This is a genomic window from Streptomyces sp. NPDC047841, from assembly GCF_040704085.1.
In the GTDB taxonomy this organism is placed as follows: domain Bacteria; phylum Actinomycetota; class Actinomycetes; order Streptomycetales; family Streptomycetaceae; genus Streptomyces; species Streptomyces argyrophylli.
The window spans coordinates 41,440-60,107 of the sequence record NZ_JBEYRP010000032.1 but is presented as its reverse complement, the minus strand read 5'-3'; the positions used below and the strand labels follow the sequence as shown (position 1 = coordinate 60,107).

The following is an 18,668-nucleotide window of genomic DNA, read 5'->3' as shown; positions in this document are numbered from 1 at the left end:
GTCAGCGCGGAAGCCGTTGTCGCCTCCGTGACGGGCCGGATGGCCGCCCCGTCGACGCTGCTGCTGGGCCGCTACGACGAGTCGGGCCGGCTGCGGTTCATCGCGCGGACGGCACCGCTGTCGGCGACGGCCCGGCGGGAGGTCGGCGGCCTGCTGTATCCAGGCGGTGCGGAGCACCCGTGGCAGCACCGCCGCTTCTCGGCCGGTTGGGGCACCCCGCGAGGTGATCGACCACCGGCCGGTCGTGCCCGACGTGGTGGTCGAGTTCGCCGGGGACACCGCGGTGGACGAGGGCCGCTACCGCCACCCTGTCCGCTACCTGCGCGTACGTGACGACCTGAGCCCGCTGCCGCCCCCAGGGGGCTAATCCGGAGTCACGCCCGCGCCGCCGACTGAGCGCGGGCTCCTCGCCGTCGGCGACGAAGATCAGGTTCTGCTGCCCGCCAACCCCTGGGCATAGGCGACCGTCGACAGCTCGGCCACGGGCGACCGAACAACATCTTGCATCTGGAGGGAGCGTTTACGGGCTCAGGTGGCGCAGTTCGTTGTCGTAGAGCTCGGCCCGGTCGAGGCCCATGCCGGTGAAGCGGCCTGCCAGTTCCAGGGAGAGGATGCCGTGCAGGCGTGTCCAGAAGAGCAGGGCGCGGCGCAGGGCGGCGGGCTGTGCGGGGTGGCCGGCGGCCCATTGCCGGTGCTGGGCGAGGTGCGCCCGATGCGGTAGCGGCCTTGCGCGTCGCGTTCCAGAGCGCCCCACATAAGCAGGTCACCCAGCATGCGGTGCACGGTGGACACAGGCAGACCCGATCGCGGGCCAGCTCGCTCAGGGACAGGTGAGGACGTTTTGCGCCGAGGGCACTGAGGATGCGCAGGGCGCGGCCGATGACGGGGCCCGTCCCCGTGGCGGGCGTAGCCCCGGCTTCCTGCGGGGGCGTCGAGGAAGGTGCGATGCGCAGGGCGTGGTGAGTCAAGGCGTGAGTCCTTCCTCGCTGCGGGGACGGCCCGCCCTTCACCGGGCTTACGGGCCGTCGCTGAGTGACCCGGCGTCCAACGACGCGATCTTGCGGAGGATTTCGATGGCCAGCTTCCGTTCGTCGCCGGGTAGCGCGTCGAGAAGTTGCTCGTTGATGTCCTCGGCCGGGCCGATCAGGGAATCGAGCAGTTCGGACCCCTGGTCCGTGAGGCTCAGCAGGGTCCGTCGGCGGTCGTCCTCGTCGCGTACCTGACTGACGTAGTGCTGGTCGGTCAGCCGGCGGACGATGTGGTTGACCGTTGAGCGGTCCAGTGAGGTGAAGCGCGCGAGGGTGCGCTGGTCGATGCCGGGGTCGCGACTGAGGGCATTGAGGACGGCGAACTGCTGGGAGGTGATCTCCCGGGACACGTGCCGGAACCACAGAGCGGTGTGCACTTGTTCCGCGCGCCGGATCAGGTGCCCGACGTAGTTGTGCAGTTCCAGTGCGTGCGCCACAGTGTTCCGTCCGTCCGTCTGTCGACGAGGTGGTGCCGTCCGGGGAGACGGCCGGTGTGGGGAGTCTACGAGTGCGGGCACCACCTGGCGGCGAGCGGCGGTCAGCGGCTGCGGCGGCCGGGGCGCTGGTCGTAGGGGGTGGCACGGGAGCCGTCGACACCGACCTCTAGGCGACCGACCTTCTCGATGTCCAGGATCACGCGGTCACCGTGGCTGAGCGGTCCTACTCCGGCCGGGGTGCCGGTCGCGATCACGTCGCCCGGGTGCAGGGTCATGACGGAGGAGGTGTAGGCGATCAGTTCCCGGACGCCGAAGATGAGGTCCGCGGTGTTGGTGCGCTGCCGGGTGGTGCCGCCGACGTCGCAGCGCAGGTCGAGCGTGTCCGGATCCGGGATCTCGTCCGCGGTCGCGATCCAGGGGCCGAGGGGGGTGAAGGTGTCGAAGGACTTGCGGGTGGAGCGGTCTTCGCCGGAGCGGACGGTGATGTCCAGGACGCAGGTGTAGCCGAAGACGTGGTCCAGGGCGTTGTCCGCGCTGACGTGTGACGCGGTGCGTCCGATGACGACGCCCAGCTCGCCTTCCTGGTCCGTGCGCTTGTCGGAGTAGGGGAGGAGGATGTCCTCGCCCGGCCCGATGACGGAGGAGTTCGCCTTGAGGAAGACGCCGAGGTCCGCGACCGAGGTGGTGTACTCCATCTCGACCTTGTGATCGTGGTAGTTGACCGGCGCGCCGATGATCTTCCCGGGGCGGGGAAGCGGGGCCTGAAGGGCAGCCTCGGTCAACGGGATCCGGGGCCGGCCGGCGAGGTCGAAGCGGACGGTGCCCTCGTCGGCTGCCGTCTCGATATAGCGCTGGAGCGCACCGACGGGGCCGGCGGTGTCGCCTCCGGCGACCTGGTCGGTCACATCGATGAGGTCGTCTCCCTCGACGAGTCCGAGGTGTCCCTTGTTGAACAGTGCCAGACGCATGCTGGCCTCCTTGTGAGTGTCGGGTGGGCGGATCAGGCGCCGGGATCGGCGTCTTCGGTGCGGTAGAGGCCGAGGGAGCGCATGACCGGCTCGTCGCTGTAGGAGAACAGGACGGCGTCCGCGGAGGCCGAGGTGTTGACGTGGCGGTAGGACGCCCAGCCGGGGACGGCGAAGGTGTCGTGCTCGGACCACTCCAGCCGCTCGCCGTCGACGATCGTGGCGCCCTCCCCGCGGACGACGTTGAAGATGGTCGAGGCCGTGTGGCGGCGGCCGGCGCCCTCGAAGCCGGGGCGCAGCCGCTGAACGCGGCAGCCGATGGTGGGCATGACCGGACCGCCGGTCCAGGGGTTGGTGTACTCCAGGACGATGCCGTCGACGTCGCTGCCGTCGGCCGTGTCGGCGATGGCGTCCAGGGCGCGCTCCGTCTCCTGCCAGGTGTACCGGGTGACGGGCGAGCTGGGTCCGTCCTGGGTGAGCCAGGCAGGGGTGAGCCGGCCGTGCAGGAACTGGCGGCTGCCGGCGTCGTCGGGCTTGGTGACGGGCTGGAGCCGCTGCGGGTACTGCTCGTAGAAGCCGGCTTCCAGGGCGTTGACCAGGGGGTAGTCGAGGGCGTCGAGCCAGATCATCGGTCCGTCGCCCTCGTGGGTGTGGTCGTGCCAGTGCCAGCCCGGGGTGAGCAGCAGGTCGCCGGGGGCCATGAAGACCCGTTCACCGTTGACGGTGGTCCAGGCGCCGTCGCCTTCGAGGATGAAGCGGAAGGCGTTGGAGGTGTGCCGGTGCGCCTGTGCGGTCTCGCCGGGCAGGATGATCTGCAGGCCCGCGTAGAGGGTGTTGACCGTGGCCGGAGGGTCGGTGAGGCCGGGGTTGACGAGCATGAGGACCCGTCGTTCGGCCTCCTCCAAAGACAGGGTCTCGGAGAAGTGCAGGAGGTGCGGGCGGAGTTCGCGCCAGCTCCAGCGATAAGGGACGGCGCGGCTCTTTGGCTGGGCGGGAAACAGGTTGCTGTAGAAGCGCCACAGAGGCGCGGCGCCCAGGCCCTCCAGGGCCTTGTAGGCGAGGTCGTCGGTTGTCATGGTGTCCTCCTACGCGATCCGGATCACAGGGCGGGAGCAGGCGCGGGGGTGGGGGTCCACACCCAGGAGATGTCGTCGAACGCCTCGGGACCGCGCGAGGCGAGGAGCATGTTGCGCAGGGTGGCTCCCATGCCTTCCAGGTGGCAGATCTCGCCGAAACGGCGGGCGTTGGTCTGAATGCGGGCCGCCCGGCCGCGGCGCCGGTCGGCGTACGCGGCGAAGGCGTCCGCGGGGTCGGGGTGCTGGCCGAGGGCCTCGCCCAGGGCCACGGCGTCTTCCACTGCCTGGCAGGCGCCTTGGGCGAGGTACTGGAGCATGGGGTGGGCGGCGTCTCCGAGGAGGGCGATCCGGCCGTGCACCCAGGTGTCGATCGGGGCGCGGTCGTACAGCGGCCAGCGACGGTCGCGGGAGACGAGCGGCAGCGCGTCGCGCACGGCATCGCAGGTGCCGGCGAAGCGTTCCTCCAGCTCTGCCTCGGTGCCCCAGTCGTCGGAGTCCGGTGTGTAGTGGTCGCTCTCGAAAACGGCGACCTGGTTGTACAGCTCGCCGCGGCGTACGGGGTACTGCACCAGGTGCATGCGCGGGCCGGCCCAGACCATCACCGCTTCCGAGGCGGCGTGCTGGGACATCCGGCCGCTCATCTTCTCGGTGAGCAGGGCGCCGCGGAACGCGACGTAGCGTGAGCAGACCGGTTCTCCGTCGCCCACCAGCGCCTGCCGTAGGCGGGAACGCAGACCGTCCGCTGCGACGACTGCGTCGGCGGTCAGCCGTGTGTGGCGCTCCGCGAAGTACAGGTGGACCGAGGACCCGTCCTGTTCGGCGTCGGTGACGGTGTGTCCCGTGCGCAGCGTGACACCGGAATGCTCCTGGCAGGCGGCCAGCAACGCAGCGTGCAGGTCGGTGCGGTGGGTGACCAGGTAGGGGTGCGCGAAGCGATCGGTATACGCCGCGCTGCGCAGATCGAGGGCGGTGATCTCGTCCCCGGTGAGGGCGTCCATCATGACCAGCCGGGGTGGGGCTACCGCGGTGTGCCGGACAGCCGGAAGCACGCCGAGTTCGTCGAGGGCGAGGGAGGCGTTCGGGGCGAGCTGCAGGCCGGCTCCGATCTCGCCGAAGTGGGCAGCTCGTTCCACGAGTGTCACGCGGTGGCCGGCGCGGGCGGTCGCCAGCGCTGCGGCCAGTCCGCCGATGCCGCCGCCGACTATGGCGATGTGGAGTGGAGAAGGGGTGACAGACATCTGGCCTCCATGAGTCGGCACGGGAGGGCACCCGGGGCGGAGGCGGTCCGGACCGGTTCCGCAATGATCCGTACATAAATCATTGGTGTACAGATCATATTGTGAGGGTGTTTCCTGTGTGTCAATGGTTCGTCGGTGGTGAGACTTGCTGTGCGTCGCCGGTCAGCAGGCGGCGGAGACGCTGTCCATTCGCAAGGCGGCTTCCGTCCGGGCGGTGATGTCCTCGACGGTGACGCCAGGGGCGGTTTCCACAAGGGCGAGACCGTCCTCGGTGACGTCGATGACGCCGAGGTCGGTGATGATCCGGTGCACGCACCGCTCACCGGTGAGGGGCAGCGCGCACTCCCGCAGGATCTTCGGGCTGCCGTCCTTGGCGGTGTGCTCCATCAGCACGATGACGCGGCGGGCGCCGTGTACGAGATCCATGGCACCGCCCATGCCCTTGACCATCTTCCCGGGGATCATCCAGTTGGCGAGGTCACCCCGTTCGGATACCTGCATAGCGCCCAGGACGGCGGTGTCGATGTGACCGCCACGGATCATGCCGAAGGAGAGCGCGGAGTCGAAGAAGGAAGCACCCGGCAGGACGGTGAAGGTCTCCTTGCCCGCGTTGATCAGATCGGGGTCGACCTCGTCCTCGTACGGGTAGGGACCGGTGCCGAGGACGCCGTTCTCGGAGTGGAGCACGACGTGGACGCTGGGCGGGAGGTAGCCGGGGATCAGCGTGGGCAGGCCGATGCCCAGATTGACGTAGGAGCCGTCGCCGAGTTCGGCGGCGGCGCGGGCGGCCATCTGGTCGCGGGTCCAGGACATCAGGAACGCACCGTCCTCTTCTCGATGGGCTTGTTGGTGGCCTGCTCGGGGGTGAGCGTGACGATCCGCTGTACGTAGATGCCGGGCAGGTGCACCTGGTCGGGGGCGAGTTCGCCGGGCTCGACGAGCTCCTCGACCTCAGCGATCGTGATGCGCCCGGCCATGGCGGCGAGGGGATTGAAGTTGGCGGCGGCGTGCCGGAAGACGAGGTTGCCGTGGCGGTCGCCGCGCCAGGCGCGTACGAGGGCGAAGTCGGTGGTGATGCCGTGTTCCAGGACGTACGGGCGGCCTCCGAACTCCCGGGTCTCCTTGGGCGGTGAGGAGACGGCCACTTCGCCTCCATCGGGCGCGTACCGCCAGGGCAGGCCGCCCTGGGCCACCTGGGTGCCGACGCCGGCCGGGGTGTAGAAGGCGGGGATGCCGGCGCCGCCGGCGCGCAGCCGTTCGGCGAGCGTGCCTTGCGGGGTCAGTTCCACCTCCAGCTCGCCGCCCAGGTACTGGCGGGCGAACTCCTTGTTCTCGCCGACGTAGGAGCCGGTGACGCGGGCGATGCGGCCCGCGGCGAGCAGGACGCCCAGACCGCGGCCGTCCACACCACAGTTGTTGGACACAACCTCCAGTCCGGTCGTGCCCTGCTCGTACACGGCGTCGATGAGGACGGCGGGGACACCGGAGAGGCCGAAGCCGCCGACGGCGAGCGAAGCACCGTCGGGGATGCCGGCCACCGCCTCGGCGGCGCTGCCGCAGACCTTGTTCACGTACTTGGTTCCTTCCGGGATGCGTTCGGGCACAGGTGGTTCAGGCGGTGGCGCCAGGCAGGCCCGCGGACCACCCGCCGTCGACGACGAGGTGGGTGCCGGTGATGTAAGCGGACTCTTCAGAGGTCAAAAAGACGGCCGCGTTCATGACGTCCTCCGGGGTGCCCAACCGGCCAAGCGGGACGTGGCGGGCGATGTCGTACATCGGGTGGTCGTCGGCGAGCAGGGTGGCGCGGGAGCCATCGGTGTTGATCATTACGGGGCTGACGCAGTTGACCCGGACACCGTGCGGGCCCCCCTCCGCGGCGAGCTGCTGGGTCAGCGCGATCACTGCGCCCTTGCGAGCCGGCGGCGCGGTGCGCGGGCTGGTGGGGGAGCCGCTCGGACCGGAGGTCGAACTGACCATCACTACGCAGCCGCGGCTGCGGACCAGGTGCGGCCAGGCGGCTTGGACCATCAGCCGCGCCGAGTCCGGCTCGGCGCGCACGGTGGACGCGAAGTCCTCGTAGAACTGCGGCTCGATCACCTCGGAGCGGACGGCACCGGCGTTGGCGTAGACGATGTCGACGCCGCCGAACGCGTCCACGGCGGCCTTGGTCCAGGACCGCACGGAGTCCTTGTCGGTGACGTCCAGCGGGCCCGGCGTGAGGATGGTGCCGCCCTCGCGGGCGACGAGCCGCTGGGTCTGAAGGGCCTCCTCGTGCAGCAGGTCGCCGCCGACGACCAGGGCACCCCTCGGCGGCGAACCGCAGGGCTGCCGCCCGGCCCTGGCCCCTGGCGGTGCCGGGAATCAGGGCTACCTTGCCGTCGAGCCGCTTCATCCGCGGGCCTCGGTGAGCACGGCGTCGGATACGGACTTGACCCCGCCGTGCGCGGTCAGGCCGCCATCCACGGGGATCTCCGCACCGGTTATGAACGACGACTCGTCCGACAGCAGGAACACGACCAGCGGCGCCACCTCATCGACCGTGCCGGTGCGCCCGAGCGGGGTCTCCCGGAGGTTGGCCTCGCGGAACGCGGGGGCGGCGGAGGCCGTCATCTCGGTCTCGATGTAGCCGGGGTGGACGGTGTTGACGCGGATGCCGCGCGGGCCGAGTTCAAGCGCAGCGGTCTTCGACAGGCCTCTCAGCCCCCACTTGCTTGTGGTGTACGCGACCGGGTAGTGCGCGGTGAGCGCGGCCGAGGATCCGACGTTGACGATCGAGGAGCCGGGCGGCATCAGCGGGCTCAGGTGCTGGATGCCGAGCAGCGGACCGGTCACGTTGACGGAGTGCACCCGCTCGAAATCCTCGGCCCGCACGTCACCGACCCGGGCCCGCCAGGTGACGCCGGCATTGTTCACCAGGCCGTGCACCTGCCCGTACGCCGCCCGCAGCTCGGCGGCCAGTGCGGCCCACTCCTCGCTACTGCTGACGTCGAGGCGGCTGCACTTTCCGTCCGGGGTCACGTCGGTGGCGATGACCCGGGCGCCCTCGCGGGTGAGGGCTTCGGCCTCGGCGGCGCCCTGGCCCCGGGCTGCGCCCGTGACGACGACGACCTTGCCGAGCAGCCGCTTGGGGTGCAGGTCGCTCACGGCCGCTCCCGGCTGCGGCGCCGGCCGGTCGGCAGGAATACGGGCTCGGGGCCGGGGACGACGGTGTTCGTCAGGGTGCCGATGCCCTCCACCGTGAGGGTGACGGTGTCGCCCCGCTTCAGCGGCGGCGGGGTCTGCTCGCCGCGTCGGCCCCACAGTTCGGCCAGGCAGCCACCGTTGCCGCAGGTCCCCGAGCCGAGGACGTCACCCGGGATGACGCGGGTGCCGCGGGAGGCGTAGGCGGTCATCTCCTCGAAGGTCCAGCTCATGTTGGACAGCAGGTCCTCGCCGACCGTCTCGCCGTTGACCTCGGCGGTGAGGGCCAGACGCAGGAAGCCGTCGGTGTCCCGGTAGGGCTCCAGCTCGTCGGCGGTGACCAGGTACGGACCGAGGGTCGTGGCGGTGTCTTTGCCCTTGCAGGGGCCGAGGCCGACCGTCATCTCGGTGCCCTGCAGGTCGCGCGCGGACCAGTCGTTGAACACGGTGTAGCCGACGATGTGGTCGCGGGCCTGCTCGGGGGTGAGGTCGCGGCCTTCCCGGCCGATGACAGCGCCCACCTCGAGCTCGAAGTCCAGCACGGCCGAACCGGGCGGTACCGGGATGTCGTCGCCGTGGCCGTAGACGGCGTGCGGGTTGGTGAAGTAGAAGGTCGGAGCCGCGTACCACTGCTCGGGGACCCCGGTGACGCCGTTGATCGAGCGTCGCACGCCCTCGACGTGTTCCTCGAAGGTGACGAAGTCCCGGACCGACGCCGGCTGCAGTGGGGGCAGCAGCTGTACTTCGGAGACGTGGGGGCCGTGCGGGACGTCGAGGGCGGCCCGGCCGGCGGCGAGCAGTCCGGGCAGTCCGTCGGCCTGCGCGAGCAGGTTGGCGAGTGCGGTGACTTCGGGCAGCGGGTAGAGGGTGCCGTCGCCCTCGACGACGGCCACGCGGTGGCGGTGGTGGTGTTCGTAGGCGGCGAAACGCATGGTGCGGCTCCTGAGGGAGGGGTCAGGCGAGGGGGATGCGCATGAGGTCGTGGCCCACGGTGAGGTGGCCCCGGTAGCCGGCCGCGCGGGCGGAGCTGCGGGCGGCCGCAGCCCACTCGCGGTCGGGGAACTGGGTCGGGTCGGCCGGCGCGAGGTGGCTGAGGACAACCCGGCGGGCTTCCGCGGCGGCGGCGATTTCGCCGACCTCGGAAATGTCGGTGTGGACCTCGCGCATGTGGTCGACGAGGCGGGCGGGCATGCCCTGCTCCTCGAACCACGTGGCATCGACGGCCTCGTGGACCAGCAGGTCGCAGCCGCGGGCCAGCGCGACGAGGTCGTCGCTGCGGCTGGTGTCGCCGGAGAAGACGACGGAGCCGTCCGCGGTGTCGAACCGGTAAGCGTACGAGGGGGACATGTTGCCGTGCGGGACTCTGGTCGCCGTCACCTTCACGGTGGCGGTCTCCAGGACGGTCACCACCGTGCCGGGCCGCGCCGGCAGCTCGGTCACGTCCAGCATGGAGACGGGGTCGATACCGAAGCCCTCGGCGACGAAGGCGTTGGTGGAGGCGGCGAAGGTGGCGTTGGCGCGCCGGGTGGTCTCGACTACGCCCGGCGCGGGCTGCCCGGGGGTGACGGGACCAGCGGTGACCGTGTCGCTCGGCCCCGGACCCCACACGCGCACGGTGCCGCCGAGTCCGGTCTGGGGCGGCAGCACGCCGGCGCACAGCAGCGGGAAGTCGAAGTAGTCCACGATGTGGTCGGCGTGGAGGTGGGTGAGGAAGATTCCCTTGAGCGACGGCATCGACAGCCCCGCCCGCAGGTACTGGGTCACCGCGCCCCGGCCGCAGTCCACCAGGTAGGTGTCGCTGCCGACGGTCACCGCGGAGGCGATGCCCATGCGCTCGCCGTACGGCGGGGGGCCGCCCGCCGTGCCCAGCAGGTGCACCACCGTGCCCGGGCTCGGCCGGGATTTGTCCCGCGCCTCGGCGGACTGCGGAGCGCCGGCGAAAGCGGTAGCGGCCGCGCCGCCGGCCAGCAGGCCGCGCCGGGACAGCGAGGGCGTACGAGAGGTCATCGGGCGGTTCCTTCGATCGTCGCTGACGTGGGAGCCGTGGGGGGAGGAGCGAGGCGGCGGGTCCGGGGACGCGGCGGCGCGAGTCAGGGCGTGGACGCGGCTGTCGCGTCCCCGGGGACTGGGTGCGAGATCAGACCGGCGGGGCGACGAAGACGCCGCGGTCGGGGTCGTTGAAGGACTCCTTGGCGACGAGTTCGTTCATGGGGTTGGCGGTGCCCCACTGGTCGGTGACCTCGGGCCGGGAGAAGTCGTAGACGTGCGGGTGCCAGGTGTCCTCGTCCAGGCACTCCAGCTCGGTGGTGTACTCGACGGTGTTGCCGTGCGGGTCGAGGAAGTACGTGAAGGTGTTGTCCCCGGCCATGTGCCGGCCCGGCCCCCAGATCTTCTTGAACCCGGCGCGGATGACGCGGCCGGAGCCACGCAGGTACTCGTCGATGCCGCGCATCTCGAAGGAGACGTGGTGCAGGGAGGTGTGTGGGCCCTTGGCCAGGGCCATGGAGTGGTGCTGGCTGGAGATCCGCAGGAAGTGCATGACCTCGCCCATGTGCGGCGAGCTGAGCGTGTCGGAGAGACGGAAGCCGAGGTGGGTCTCGTACCACTCCCGGGTGCGGTTCAGGTCGGGGGAGTTGAGGACGACGTGGGAGAGCTTGACCGGGATCGCCTCCTTCTCCTCGATCCTGCGGTGCCGGCGCACCTCGACGTCGGCGGAGACCTCGATGGTGCGGCCGTCGACGTCGAAGAAGCGGAAGCCGTACCCGCCGCCGGGGGTGTCGATCTTGCCCGGCTGGGTGATCAACTGGACGCCCCCGGCGAGCAGTCGTTCGGCGAGGGTGTCGACGTCGGCGGCGGACGCGGCGCCGTAGGAGACGAGGTCGAGGCGCTTCTCCTCGGCCTTGCGCAGCCGGACGACGTACTGCTCGGGGGAGCCCTCGGCGGCGAGGAAGGAGATCCCGGAGTCCTCGGCGACCTTGGTCAGGCCCCAGACACCGGCGTAGAAGTCGAGCTGCTTGTCGTAGTCGGGCACGGCGAGGTCGACGTGCCGCAGATGGGTGAGCAGACGCATGGTGTCAGTCCTTCCTCAGGAGTGCGGCCGCCGTGCCGCCGCGGACGGCGTCGAAGTCGGGCTGGGACAGGCGGGCGGCGCGCAGGAAACCGAGGGGGTCCTCGGTTCCCATGTCGAAGGGGAAGTCGGAGCCGAGCAGCACCCGGTCTGCGCCGGCCACCCGGATCAGCTCCCGCAGGACGTGCGGGTCGTGGACGAGGGAGTCGAAGTACAGCCGCCGCAGGTAGCTGCTGGGCAGGTGCGCGCAGCCCGCGCCCGCGTCGGAGCGGGCGGACCAGGCGTGGTCGGAGCGGCCGATGTGGGTGGGCAGGTAGCCGCCGCCGTGGGCGGCGACCATCTTCAGCGCGGGGTGCCGGTCGAGGACCCCGGAGAAGATCAGGTGGGAGAGGGCGACGGCGTTCTCGGTGGGCTGGCCGACGGTGTTCGACAGGTACCACTGGTCGAGCCGTTCGCCGAGTGTGCAGCCGAAGGGATGCAGGAAGACCAGCGCGCCCCTCTCCTCGGCCCGGGCCCAGAACGGTTCGTAGGCCGGGTCGGACAGCTCGCGTCCCGGGGCATGGCTGGAGATCTCCACCCCGGCCAGGCCCTGCTCCAGGGCGTGGTCCAGGGCGCGGACCACCTGCTCCGGGTGCTGCAGCGGCACCAGGCCGAGGCCGCGCAGCCGGTCGGGGGCGGCCGAACAGTGCGCCGCCGTCGTCTCGTTAGCCAGCCGGTACACCTTCTCGGCCGTGTCTTCGTCCGCCCAGTAGTGGTAGTGCGAGGGAGAGGGGCTGACCAGTTGGACGTCTACGCCCTGGGCGTCCATCGCGGCCAGGCGCACGGCCGGGTCGGTCAGCCTCGGTATGCGCTCGCGCACCATGGGGCCGCTGACGGCGAGGGCGGCGGAACCGTTGCGACGGGCGTCCAGGGCCCTGGCCTCGGCGTGTCCGGGCAAACCGGCGACAAGCGCCTCCACCTCGGGCAGCAGGACGTGGGCGTGCACGTCGATCGTGGGAGTGGGGGTCGGCGTGGTCACGGCAGCTCCCGGAGCATGGTCATCATGCGGCCCATCAAACCCGGCACGTCGGCGTCGCGTACCCCGTCGAGCTGCCACTGCCCGATCTGTACGGACGCCTCCACGACCGGGCGGACCCGGGCGATCCGCCGCTCGTAGTACGCCTGGAACAGTGCGTCGTTCCACTGGTCGGATGCGGTCAGCATCTGAGCGAGCACCCAGGCGTCTTCGAGGGACAGTGCGGCGCCCTGGGCGAGGGTGGGCGGGCAGCAGTGGGCGGCGTCACCGAGGAGGACGACGCGGCCGCGGTGCCAGGAGTCCTCGACCAGCAGCCGGTCGAACCAGGTGTAGTTGATCTTCGCCGGGTCGGTGATGTGCGCGGTGATCTCGGGCCAGAAGCCGCCGTAGTAGCGGGTCAGGCGGCGCATCTCGTCCGCGTACGACTCGGGCGGTATCCCGGCGCGGTCGCGGTTGGCCTCGACGACGTAGGCGTACAGGGTGGTCTCGCTGGTCGGGCAGTATCCGGCGATGTAGGCCGGGCCGCCGTAGGCGAGGTCGGTGCGGGTCACGCGGGCGGGGCGCGGGGCGGCGATGCGCCAGATGGCCATGCCGGTCGGTTCGGGCTTGTCCGTGATGCCGATCGCGGCGCGGGTGGCGGAGCCGAGGCCGTCGGCAGCGACCACCAGGTCGTAGTGGCCCTCGGCGCCGTCGCTGAAGCGTACGGAGACACCGTCCGCGTCCTGGTCCAGGATCTCCGCGGTGGTGCCCAGCCGGACCGACACGCCGCTGGCGCGCACCGCGTCGATGAGGATCTGCTGGAGCTGCGGCCGTTGCATGCCGACGGTGGCGGGCAGGTCGTCGCCGCCGGTGCGCAGGTCGTCCTGGACGTGCAGGACGGTGCCGTCGGGGGCGGTGATGCCGACCGAGCCGAAGCCGAAACCGGATGCCTGCACCTGTTCCCAGACGCCGAGTTCGCGCAGGACGCGCAGAGCGTTGCCCTGGAGGGTGATGCCGGAGCCGGCGGTGGCGTTCCAGTCGTCCTTGGCCTCGATGAGGTCCACCGCGTACCCGGCGCGGCGCAGCAGGATCGTCACGGCGTTGCCCGCCGCGCCGCCGCCGACGACGAGAACCGTGCGGGGTTGGGTCATGGGGAACTCCCTTGTTCCTCGGTCTACTTGACCGCGATCGGGTTGACGGGCGAACCGACGGCACCAGTGATGGGCAGCGGCGCCGCGGTAAGCCAGAAGTCGTACCGGCCGTCGTCGGCGCAGTCGTCGGCGAGCGCTTCGAGGTCCCACATCTCGCCGATGAGGAGACCGAGGTGGGGGATGGCGACTTGGTGCAGGGGCTGGAAGGCGTGCTCGAACTCGTTCGGGCGGACCTCGAAGCCCCAGGTGTCGGTGGCGATCGCGGCGATCTCGCTACCGTGCAGCCAGCCCGCCGTGGTGAACGACAGGCCGGGAGCGGGGCCGCCGGCGTAGTCGCCCCAGCCGTCGCGGCGGACGCGCGCGAGTTGCCCTGTGCGCACGAGCACGAGGTCACCGCGGCCGACCGCGACGTCCTGGGCATCGGCGGTCGCGGTCAGGTGCTCTTCGGTGATCGCGAAGCCGTCCGGCAGCTCCCCGTCCTCACCGACGACCCGGCCGACATCGAGGAGCACACCGCGTCCGGCGACATGTGCGGCCATGTGCTCGATGCCGGTGACCTGGTCGCCGTCGGAGGTGACGACCTGCTCGGAGGGGCGGCCGTTCCACGCCTTGCCGTGGTCGAAAATGTGGCCGAGCCCGTCCCACTGGGTGGAGCACTGCAACGGCATCGATATGACGTCGTCGGCGCCGCCGATGCCGTGCGGAAGGCCCTGATTGCCGAGGGCCGCGTCCGTGCCGGTGTCCAGCATCGTGTGCACCGGATTGGTGCGGCGGCGCCAGCCCTTTTGCGGGCCGTCGATGTCGAAGCGCTGCGACAGGGAGAAACTCACGCCCCGGCGAATCAGCGCGGCGCCCTCACGGCGTTTCGCCTCGTCGAGGAAGTTGAGCGTGCCGAGCACGTCGTCTTCGCCCCAACGACTCCAGTTGGAGTACGCCTTCGCGGCGCGTGCTACGGACCCTTCGGGGTCGGTACGGTCCAGGGTCACTGTGCCGCCTCCGCCACACAGCGGGTGCGCTGGGCACCGAGCCCGGTGATCGTGGCGTCCATGACGTCGCCGTCCCGCAGCAGCCGGCCCCAGTGCATGCCGTTCCCTGCGGGCGAGCCAGTGAGTACCAGGTCCCCGGGCAGCAGCCGGGCGGTCTGCGACACATAGGAGACCATCCGCGCGACGTCGAAGATCATGTCCTTGGTGGATTCGTCCTGCATGGTCTCGCCGTTGAGCCGCAGCGTGAGGCGCAGGTCGTCCGGGTCCGCGATGGACGTGGCGGGCACTATCCAGGGGCCGAGTGGAGTGAAGCCGGGGGCGTTCGCGCTGCGCAGCCAGTCGGTCCCGATCTGCGGCATATCCCGGCGGAAGACAGTCGCCCGGTCGGTCAGGTCGTTGGCGATGGTGTAGCCGGCGACGTGGTCGAGGGCCTCCTCGACGGACACCCGGTGGGCCGGGCGGCCGATCACCGCGGCCAGTTCCAGTTCCCAGTCCGGCTTGTCGGCCCAGGCCGGCAGGACCACGTCGTCGTAGGGGCCGGTGATCGCGCTCGGCAGGCCGATGAACACGTACGGCAGGTCCTCGGCGGCCCGCCGGTCCATGATCTCCGCCGCCTCCGCGCGCCGCTCCTCCTCCGGCCGGTCGTCGCCCGGGGCCCGGTGCGCGATGTGCAGATCGATGACGTGCTGCCGGTAGTTGGCACCCGACTGGAACACCTGGCGCGGCTCGACCGGTGCGTGCACTTCGAACTCCGCCAGCGTCCCGCGTACGAGGGCGGCGGCGCCCGCAAGTGCGGTCAGCCGCGGCAGCACCGCGTCCCAGTCGTCCAGGACCCCCCGCACGGTCAGTGCGGCGTCGCCCAGAGCGGACCGCAGGTCGATCACCTGAGCGTCGGGAGTGACGAGAGCCGGGAAGGCGGGGCCCTCGGGAGCGGAAAGGGTGGCCAGGGCGAAGGGTCCGGCGAAGAGGGCGGACGCGGCTTCAGGTTTCACGGGCAGGTCCTCCTGATTGCGATGGCACTAATCTGGAGGCGCCACCCGCGATCAGGGAAATCGATTCCATGGATAACAGCCATCCACGCTCTAAATTTGCGCAGGTCATCGCCCGGAAAGCTAGGAAAACCGCCCGTGAATCTCAGTCGCCTCGACCTCAACCTCGTCGTCGCCCTGCGCGCCCTGCTGGAGGAGCGCAACGTGACCCGCGCCGGGCAGCGCGTCGGGCTCAGCCAGCCGGCGATGAGCGCGGCGCTCTCCCGCCTGCGCCGGCACTTCGACGACGACCTGCTGGCCCGGGTCGGCGGCCACTACGAACTCACCGCCCTCGGACAGGTCCTCCTCGATCGCGCATCCACCGCCTATGACCTGCTGGAACGCCTGTTCGCAAGCCAGGCGGACTTCGACCCGGCCACGGAGAGCCGTGAGTTCAAAATCGTGGCCTCCGACTACGCCGTCGCCGTCTTCGGTGCCGAACTCGCCCGGGTCGTCCACCAGGAGGCCCCCGGCATCCGCCTGCGTTTCGCCCAGACGCCGACCACCGTGGTGGACGCGACGGACGCCCTGCTGAGCACCACCGACGGCCTGTTCATGCCGCACGGCGTCATCAGCGACTTTCCCGCCACCGACCTCTACCAGGACCGATGGGTCTTCCTCGTCGCCGACGACCACCCGAGCGTCGAGGACCGGCTGACCCGGGAGGATCTGGCCCGGCTGCCCTGGGTCACCTACCAGCGCACGTACGACGCCCCGGCCGTCCGCCAACTCGGCATGCTCGGCATCGAGCCCCGCGTGGAGGTCTCCGTGGACAGCTTCCAGATCATGCCGCTGCTGGTCAGCGGAACCCGGCGTATCGCCCTCGTCCAGGCCCGCCTCGCCCGGCTCCTCGCGCCGCTCGCCGCCGTACGCGTGGTGGAGCCGCCCTACGAGGCGGTGCCGCTGCGCGAGGCGTTGTGGTGGCACCCGGTGCACACCCACGACGCGGCCCACATCTGGCTGCGGGAGACCGCCGCGCGGGTCGGCAGACGGATGGCCGACGCGCCCGGCGGATGAGCGAGGCCCACCGCACGCGCACACGGGACGTCATCCACGGGACTGATGGAATCCATCCGCAACCTGAATGACGGCAGGGGTGGGCAGGACGCCGGGCAGGACGCATGCTCGGACGGGGCCCGGCGGTGCGTTCCCACCCGACGTCCCCCTGCGACAGCCGGATGATCCTCGCCTACGGGGTCGATCTCCCGTACCGCCAGCCGGAGCTCCGCCATGCCCGTCCCCCCTGCCGTGCCCATCATCGGTCCCGCACCCGTTCCCCACGGGTGTGGGCGGACCCGGTCAGCGCGCGGGTGCCGCCATGGTCGACCGGCGTATGACCAGTTCGGGTTGCAGTACGACGTGGCTGTGCGTGTGCCCGGTTCCGCGGGCCGTGTCCTCGACGAGCAGCCGGCCGGCCCGCCGTCCCATGGCGGATGCCGGTCGTCGCACCGAGGTGAGCGGTACCACGGCCGACGCTGCGAACTCGATGTCGTCGTAGCCCACCACGGCGATGTCGTCCGGCACCCTCAGCCCTGCCTCGTACAGCGCCTGGAGCATGCCCAGGGCGAGCAGGTCGTTGGCGCAGAAGACCGCGGTCGGACGGTCGGGCAGGCCGAGTACACGGTGCCCGGCGTCCCGTCCGGCGTCCACGGTCAGGCCGGCGCAGGGCAGTTCCCGCAGGGCGCTCGCCGCGACGCCCGCCTCGCCGAGGGCGCTGAGTGCCCCGGCGCGGCGGTCCCGGACCTGCTGGAGGCGGTCGGGGCCGCTGACGTAGACGAGGGAGCGGTGTCCGCGCTCGAGGAGGTGGCGGATGGCCGCGCGGCCTCCCGCCAGGTTGTCGATCCCGACGGAGCAGGTGCCGGGCTGCGGTGCGTTCTGGTCCGCCATGACGTACGGGACCGCGTTGCGGCGGAAGGCCGCCGCGGTGCGTCCGGCGCCCTCCCCGGACGTCAGTACGGCGCCGCGGACCTGGTGGGACGTGATGAGCGACAGGTGCCGTGCCGCCTCGGCGGGCCGGTGGGCGCCGATGCACACCATGATGCCCAGGTCCGCCTCACGGGCTGCCTCCTCCACACCAGAGGCCAGCGCGGTGAAGAACGGGTTGGCGAGGTCGTGGACCAGGACGGCCAGCACACGCGAAGCCCAGCCGCGCAACTGGCGGGCGCCTTCTGCGCGTACGTATCCCAGCGAGTCGATCACCTCAAGGACGCGCGAGCGGGTGGACTCGGCCACGATCTCCGGACGGTTGAGGACATTGGAGACGGTGCCCAGAGACACACCCGCCTCACGGGCCACGTCCTTGATGCCGACACGGCGGACCCGGCCCCGGCCGGCACCCGCCTCGGAGGCGAAGAGTTCCCGTGCGCCGGGTACGGCAGCGGCACCGGGTGTCCGTGGGTCCATGGCCTATCGGGCCCGCGGTCCGGCCGTGCTGCGGCGCACGACGAGCCGTGGTGTCATCGTGGTCCGCATGGCCCTGTCCCGCCGGCCTTCCACTCGTTCGATGAGCATGCGGGCGGCGGTGGCGCCCATGGTGTGCCCGGCTTGGTCGACGCTGGTCAGCTGGACGGGGGCGAGCGCGGCGAGCGCGGTGTTGTTGTAGCCGACGAGGGACAGGTCGTCCGGGATGCGCAGGCCCAGTTCGTGGGCGGCTCGGTAGATGCCCAGGGCGGCGACGTCGGCACCGGTCATGACGGCGGTCGGCGGACGTTCGGCGGTCAGCAGGGACATGCCGGCCTTGAAGCCGCCCTCGTCGGAATAGGCGGCGTGGTGCACACGCGTGTGCCCGGCGAGGCCGTGGGTTTCCATGGCGGCGAGGTATCCCTCGGTCAGCACTGTCTCGGGAGGGCGTTTCCACCGGTTGGCCTTAGTGGTGCCCTGGGCGGAGACCAGGGCGATGTCGCGATGGCCGAGGCCGACCAGGTGGTCCACGACCAAGCCGGCGCCGATGTCGTCGGCGTCCACGACCGAGTCGTGCGTGTCGGCGGTGTCGTGGTGGCCGATGACCACGGTGGGTGTCGATGCCGCTGTGGCGAGCACCTCGTCGCGGGCGGTTCCCGGCGCGATGAGGATCAGCCCGTCCATCTGACGGTCCACCAGGGAGCGAACAGTCTTGGCCTGTTCCTCCGGGTCGAAGCCGGCGGCGCCGATGAGCACGGTGTACTCGCTGTCGCGGAGTTCGTCGCGGATGCCGTCGAGGATGTCCGCGAAGAACGCGTTGCGGACGTTGTCGAGCAGCACACCGATCGTGTACGTCCGGCCCCGCAGACCGCGCGCCGCAGCGTGCGGACGGTAGCCCAGCTCCGCGATCGCCGCCTGGACCTTCTCCCGCATGGCCGGACTCACACCGTAGGCGTTGCGCAAGACCTTGGAGACGGCGGCGACGGACACACCGGCATGCCGGGCCACATCGGTGATGGTCACGCGTTTGCTGCGGCGAGGCTCCCCGGCCCGGTCCATCATCCACACTCCGGCTCTCGTAGGCGTAGGTATAACGGTCTACACGCTCCCCCCGGGGC

The 18,668-nt window shown here is 71.0% G+C and carries 19 protein-coding genes and 1 pseudogene; 2 read left to right on the top strand and 18 right to left on the bottom strand.

Annotated features, from left to right (window positions below; all coding sequences use genetic code 11):
* Positions 1-223 precede the first annotated feature (223 nt).
* Positions 224-367 (top strand): hypothetical protein, encoded by a 144-nt coding sequence (locus AB0947_RS36325; protein ID WP_366754644.1) that lies wholly within the window; start codon positions 224-226, stop codon positions 365-367.
* A gap of 153 nt (positions 368-520) precedes the next feature.
* Here the strand turns inward: AB0947_RS36325 and AB0947_RS36320 are convergent.
* The 16 genes and pseudogenes from AB0947_RS36320 to AB0947_RS36245 form a co-directional block, all read right to left on the bottom strand.
* Positions 521-709, bottom strand: a pseudogene (locus AB0947_RS36320) (TetR-like C-terminal domain-containing protein); the annotation flags it as partial.
* Positions 710-1,015: 306 nt separating this feature from the next.
* Complete coding sequence (locus AB0947_RS36315; protein WP_366754643.1) at positions 1,016-1,465, bottom strand: MarR family winged helix-turn-helix transcriptional regulator; 450 nt, start codon at positions 1,463-1,465, stop codon at positions 1,016-1,018.
* A 101-nt stretch (positions 1,466-1,566) separates the two neighbouring features.
* On the bottom strand, positions 1,567-2,433 hold the full coding sequence (locus AB0947_RS36310; protein ID WP_366754642.1) for a fumarylacetoacetate hydrolase family protein: 867 nt from the start codon (positions 2,431-2,433) through the stop codon (positions 1,567-1,569).
* Positions 2,434-2,465: 32 nt separating this feature from the next.
* Complete coding sequence (locus AB0947_RS36305) at positions 2,466-3,506, bottom strand: cupin domain-containing protein (protein ID WP_366754641.1); 1,041 nt, start codon at positions 3,504-3,506, stop codon at positions 2,466-2,468.
* A 23-nt stretch (positions 3,507-3,529) separates the two neighbouring features.
* On the bottom strand, positions 3,530-4,744 hold the full coding sequence (locus AB0947_RS36300; protein WP_366754640.1) for an FAD-dependent monooxygenase: 1,215 nt from the start codon (positions 4,742-4,744) through the stop codon (positions 3,530-3,532).
* A gap of 162 nt (positions 4,745-4,906) precedes the next feature.
* The gene (locus AB0947_RS36295) at positions 4,907-5,557 is read right to left on the bottom strand and encodes a CoA transferase subunit B (protein ID WP_366754639.1); all 651 of its coding nucleotides are present in this window, start codon (positions 5,555-5,557) and stop codon (positions 4,907-4,909) included.
* Complete coding sequence (locus tag AB0947_RS36290) at positions 5,557-6,315, bottom strand: CoA transferase subunit A (RefSeq protein WP_366754638.1); 759 nt, start codon at positions 6,313-6,315, stop codon at positions 5,557-5,559. The genes AB0947_RS36295 and AB0947_RS36290 overlap by 1 nt, the downstream gene beginning before the upstream one ends.
* A 40-nt stretch (positions 6,316-6,355) precedes the next feature.
* Complete coding sequence (locus AB0947_RS36285; RefSeq protein WP_366754668.1) at positions 6,356-7,021, bottom strand: SDR family oxidoreductase; 666 nt, start codon at positions 7,019-7,021, stop codon at positions 6,356-6,358.
* A gap of 111 nt (positions 7,022-7,132) precedes the next feature.
* The gene (locus AB0947_RS36280) at positions 7,133-7,888 is read right to left on the bottom strand and encodes an SDR family oxidoreductase (RefSeq protein WP_366754637.1); all 756 of its coding nucleotides are present in this window, start codon (positions 7,886-7,888) and stop codon (positions 7,133-7,135) included.
* Positions 7,885-8,856 carry a fumarylacetoacetate hydrolase family protein gene (locus AB0947_RS36275; protein ID WP_366754636.1) on the bottom strand — a complete coding sequence of 324 codons (972 nt, stop codon included), beginning with the start codon at positions 8,854-8,856 and terminating at the stop codon, positions 7,885-7,887. Before AB0947_RS36275 ends, AB0947_RS36280 begins: the two co-directional genes overlap by 4 nt.
* 22 nt (positions 8,857-8,878) lie before the next feature.
* Positions 8,879-9,931, bottom strand: a complete 1,053-nt coding sequence (locus tag AB0947_RS36270; protein ID WP_366754635.1) for an MBL fold metallo-hydrolase — start codon at positions 9,929-9,931, stop codon at positions 8,879-8,881.
* Between the two features lie 130 nt (positions 9,932-10,061).
* Entirely contained in the window at positions 10,062-10,994 is a 933-nt protein-coding gene (locus AB0947_RS36265) for a VOC family protein (RefSeq protein WP_366754634.1), read from the bottom strand.
* A 4-nt stretch (positions 10,995-10,998) separates the two neighbouring features.
* Positions 10,999-12,009: an amidohydrolase family protein gene (locus tag AB0947_RS36260; protein WP_366754633.1), complete on the bottom strand. Its 1,011-nt coding sequence runs from the start codon at positions 12,007-12,009 to the stop codon at positions 10,999-11,001.
* Positions 12,006-13,136 (bottom strand): FAD-dependent oxidoreductase, encoded by a 1,131-nt coding sequence (locus AB0947_RS36255; protein WP_366754632.1) that lies wholly within the window; start codon positions 13,134-13,136, stop codon positions 12,006-12,008. Before AB0947_RS36255 ends, AB0947_RS36260 begins: the two co-directional genes overlap by 4 nt.
* Positions 13,137-13,159: 23 nt before the next feature.
* On the bottom strand, positions 13,160-14,122 hold the full coding sequence (locus AB0947_RS36250; protein WP_366754631.1) for a cyclase family protein: 963 nt from the start codon (positions 14,120-14,122) through the stop codon (positions 13,160-13,162).
* Positions 14,119-15,120 carry a fumarylacetoacetate hydrolase family protein gene (locus AB0947_RS36245; protein WP_366754667.1) on the bottom strand — a complete coding sequence of 334 codons (1,002 nt, stop codon included), beginning with the start codon at positions 15,118-15,120 and terminating at the stop codon, positions 14,119-14,121. The genes AB0947_RS36250 and AB0947_RS36245 overlap by 4 nt, the downstream gene beginning before the upstream one ends.
* Before the next feature lie 129 nt (positions 15,121-15,249).
* Between AB0947_RS36245 and AB0947_RS36240 the strand changes: the two genes are divergently transcribed.
* Complete coding sequence (locus tag AB0947_RS36240; RefSeq protein WP_366754630.1) at positions 15,250-16,167, top strand: LysR family transcriptional regulator; 918 nt, start codon at positions 15,250-15,252, stop codon at positions 16,165-16,167.
* Positions 16,168-16,449: 282 nt separating this feature from the next.
* Here AB0947_RS36240 and AB0947_RS36235 read toward each other — a convergent pair whose 3' ends face one another.
* Entirely contained in the window at positions 16,450-17,553 is a 1,104-nt protein-coding gene (locus tag AB0947_RS36235; protein ID WP_366754629.1) for a LacI family DNA-binding transcriptional regulator, read from the bottom strand.
* A gap of 3 nt (positions 17,554-17,556) precedes the next feature.
* The gene (locus AB0947_RS36230; protein ID WP_366754628.1) at positions 17,557-18,573 is read right to left on the bottom strand and encodes a LacI family DNA-binding transcriptional regulator; all 1,017 of its coding nucleotides are present in this window, start codon (positions 18,571-18,573) and stop codon (positions 17,557-17,559) included.
* Between the last annotated feature and the right edge of the window lie 95 nt (positions 18,574-18,668).

Excerpts from the sequence above, each read along its gene's own strand:
- AB0947_RS36265 (WP_366754634.1), bottom strand. The coding sequence starts at position 10,994 with ATGCGTCTGCTCACCCATCTGCGGCACGTCGACCTCGCCGTGCCCGAC.
- AB0947_RS36310 (WP_366754642.1), bottom strand. The coding sequence starts at position 2,433 with ATGCGTCTGGCACTGTTCAACAAGGGACACCTCGGACTCGTCGAGGGA.
- AB0947_RS36300 (WP_366754640.1), bottom strand. The coding sequence starts at position 4,744 with ATGTCTGTCACCCCTTCTCCACTCCACATCGCCATAGTCGGCGGCGGC.
- AB0947_RS36270 (WP_366754635.1), bottom strand. The coding sequence starts at position 9,931 with ATGACCTCTCGTACGCCCTCGCTGTCCCGGCGCGGCCTGCTGGCCGGC.
- AB0947_RS36255 (WP_366754632.1), bottom strand. The coding sequence starts at position 13,136 with ATGACCCAACCCCGCACGGTTCTCGTCGTCGGCGGCGGCGCGGCGGGC.
- AB0947_RS36275 (WP_366754636.1), bottom strand. The coding sequence starts at position 8,856 with ATGCGTTTCGCCGCCTACGAACACCACCACCGCCACCGCGTGGCCGTC.
- AB0947_RS36305 (WP_366754641.1), bottom strand. The coding sequence starts at position 3,506 with ATGACAACCGACGACCTCGCCTACAAGGCCCTGGAGGGCCTGGGCGCC.
- AB0947_RS36235 (WP_366754629.1), bottom strand. The coding sequence starts at position 17,553 with ATGGACCCACGGACACCCGGTGCCGCTGCCGTACCCGGCGCACGGGAA.
- AB0947_RS36295 (WP_366754639.1), bottom strand. The coding sequence starts at position 5,557 with ATGTCCTGGACCCGCGACCAGATGGCCGCCCGCGCCGCCGCCGAACTC.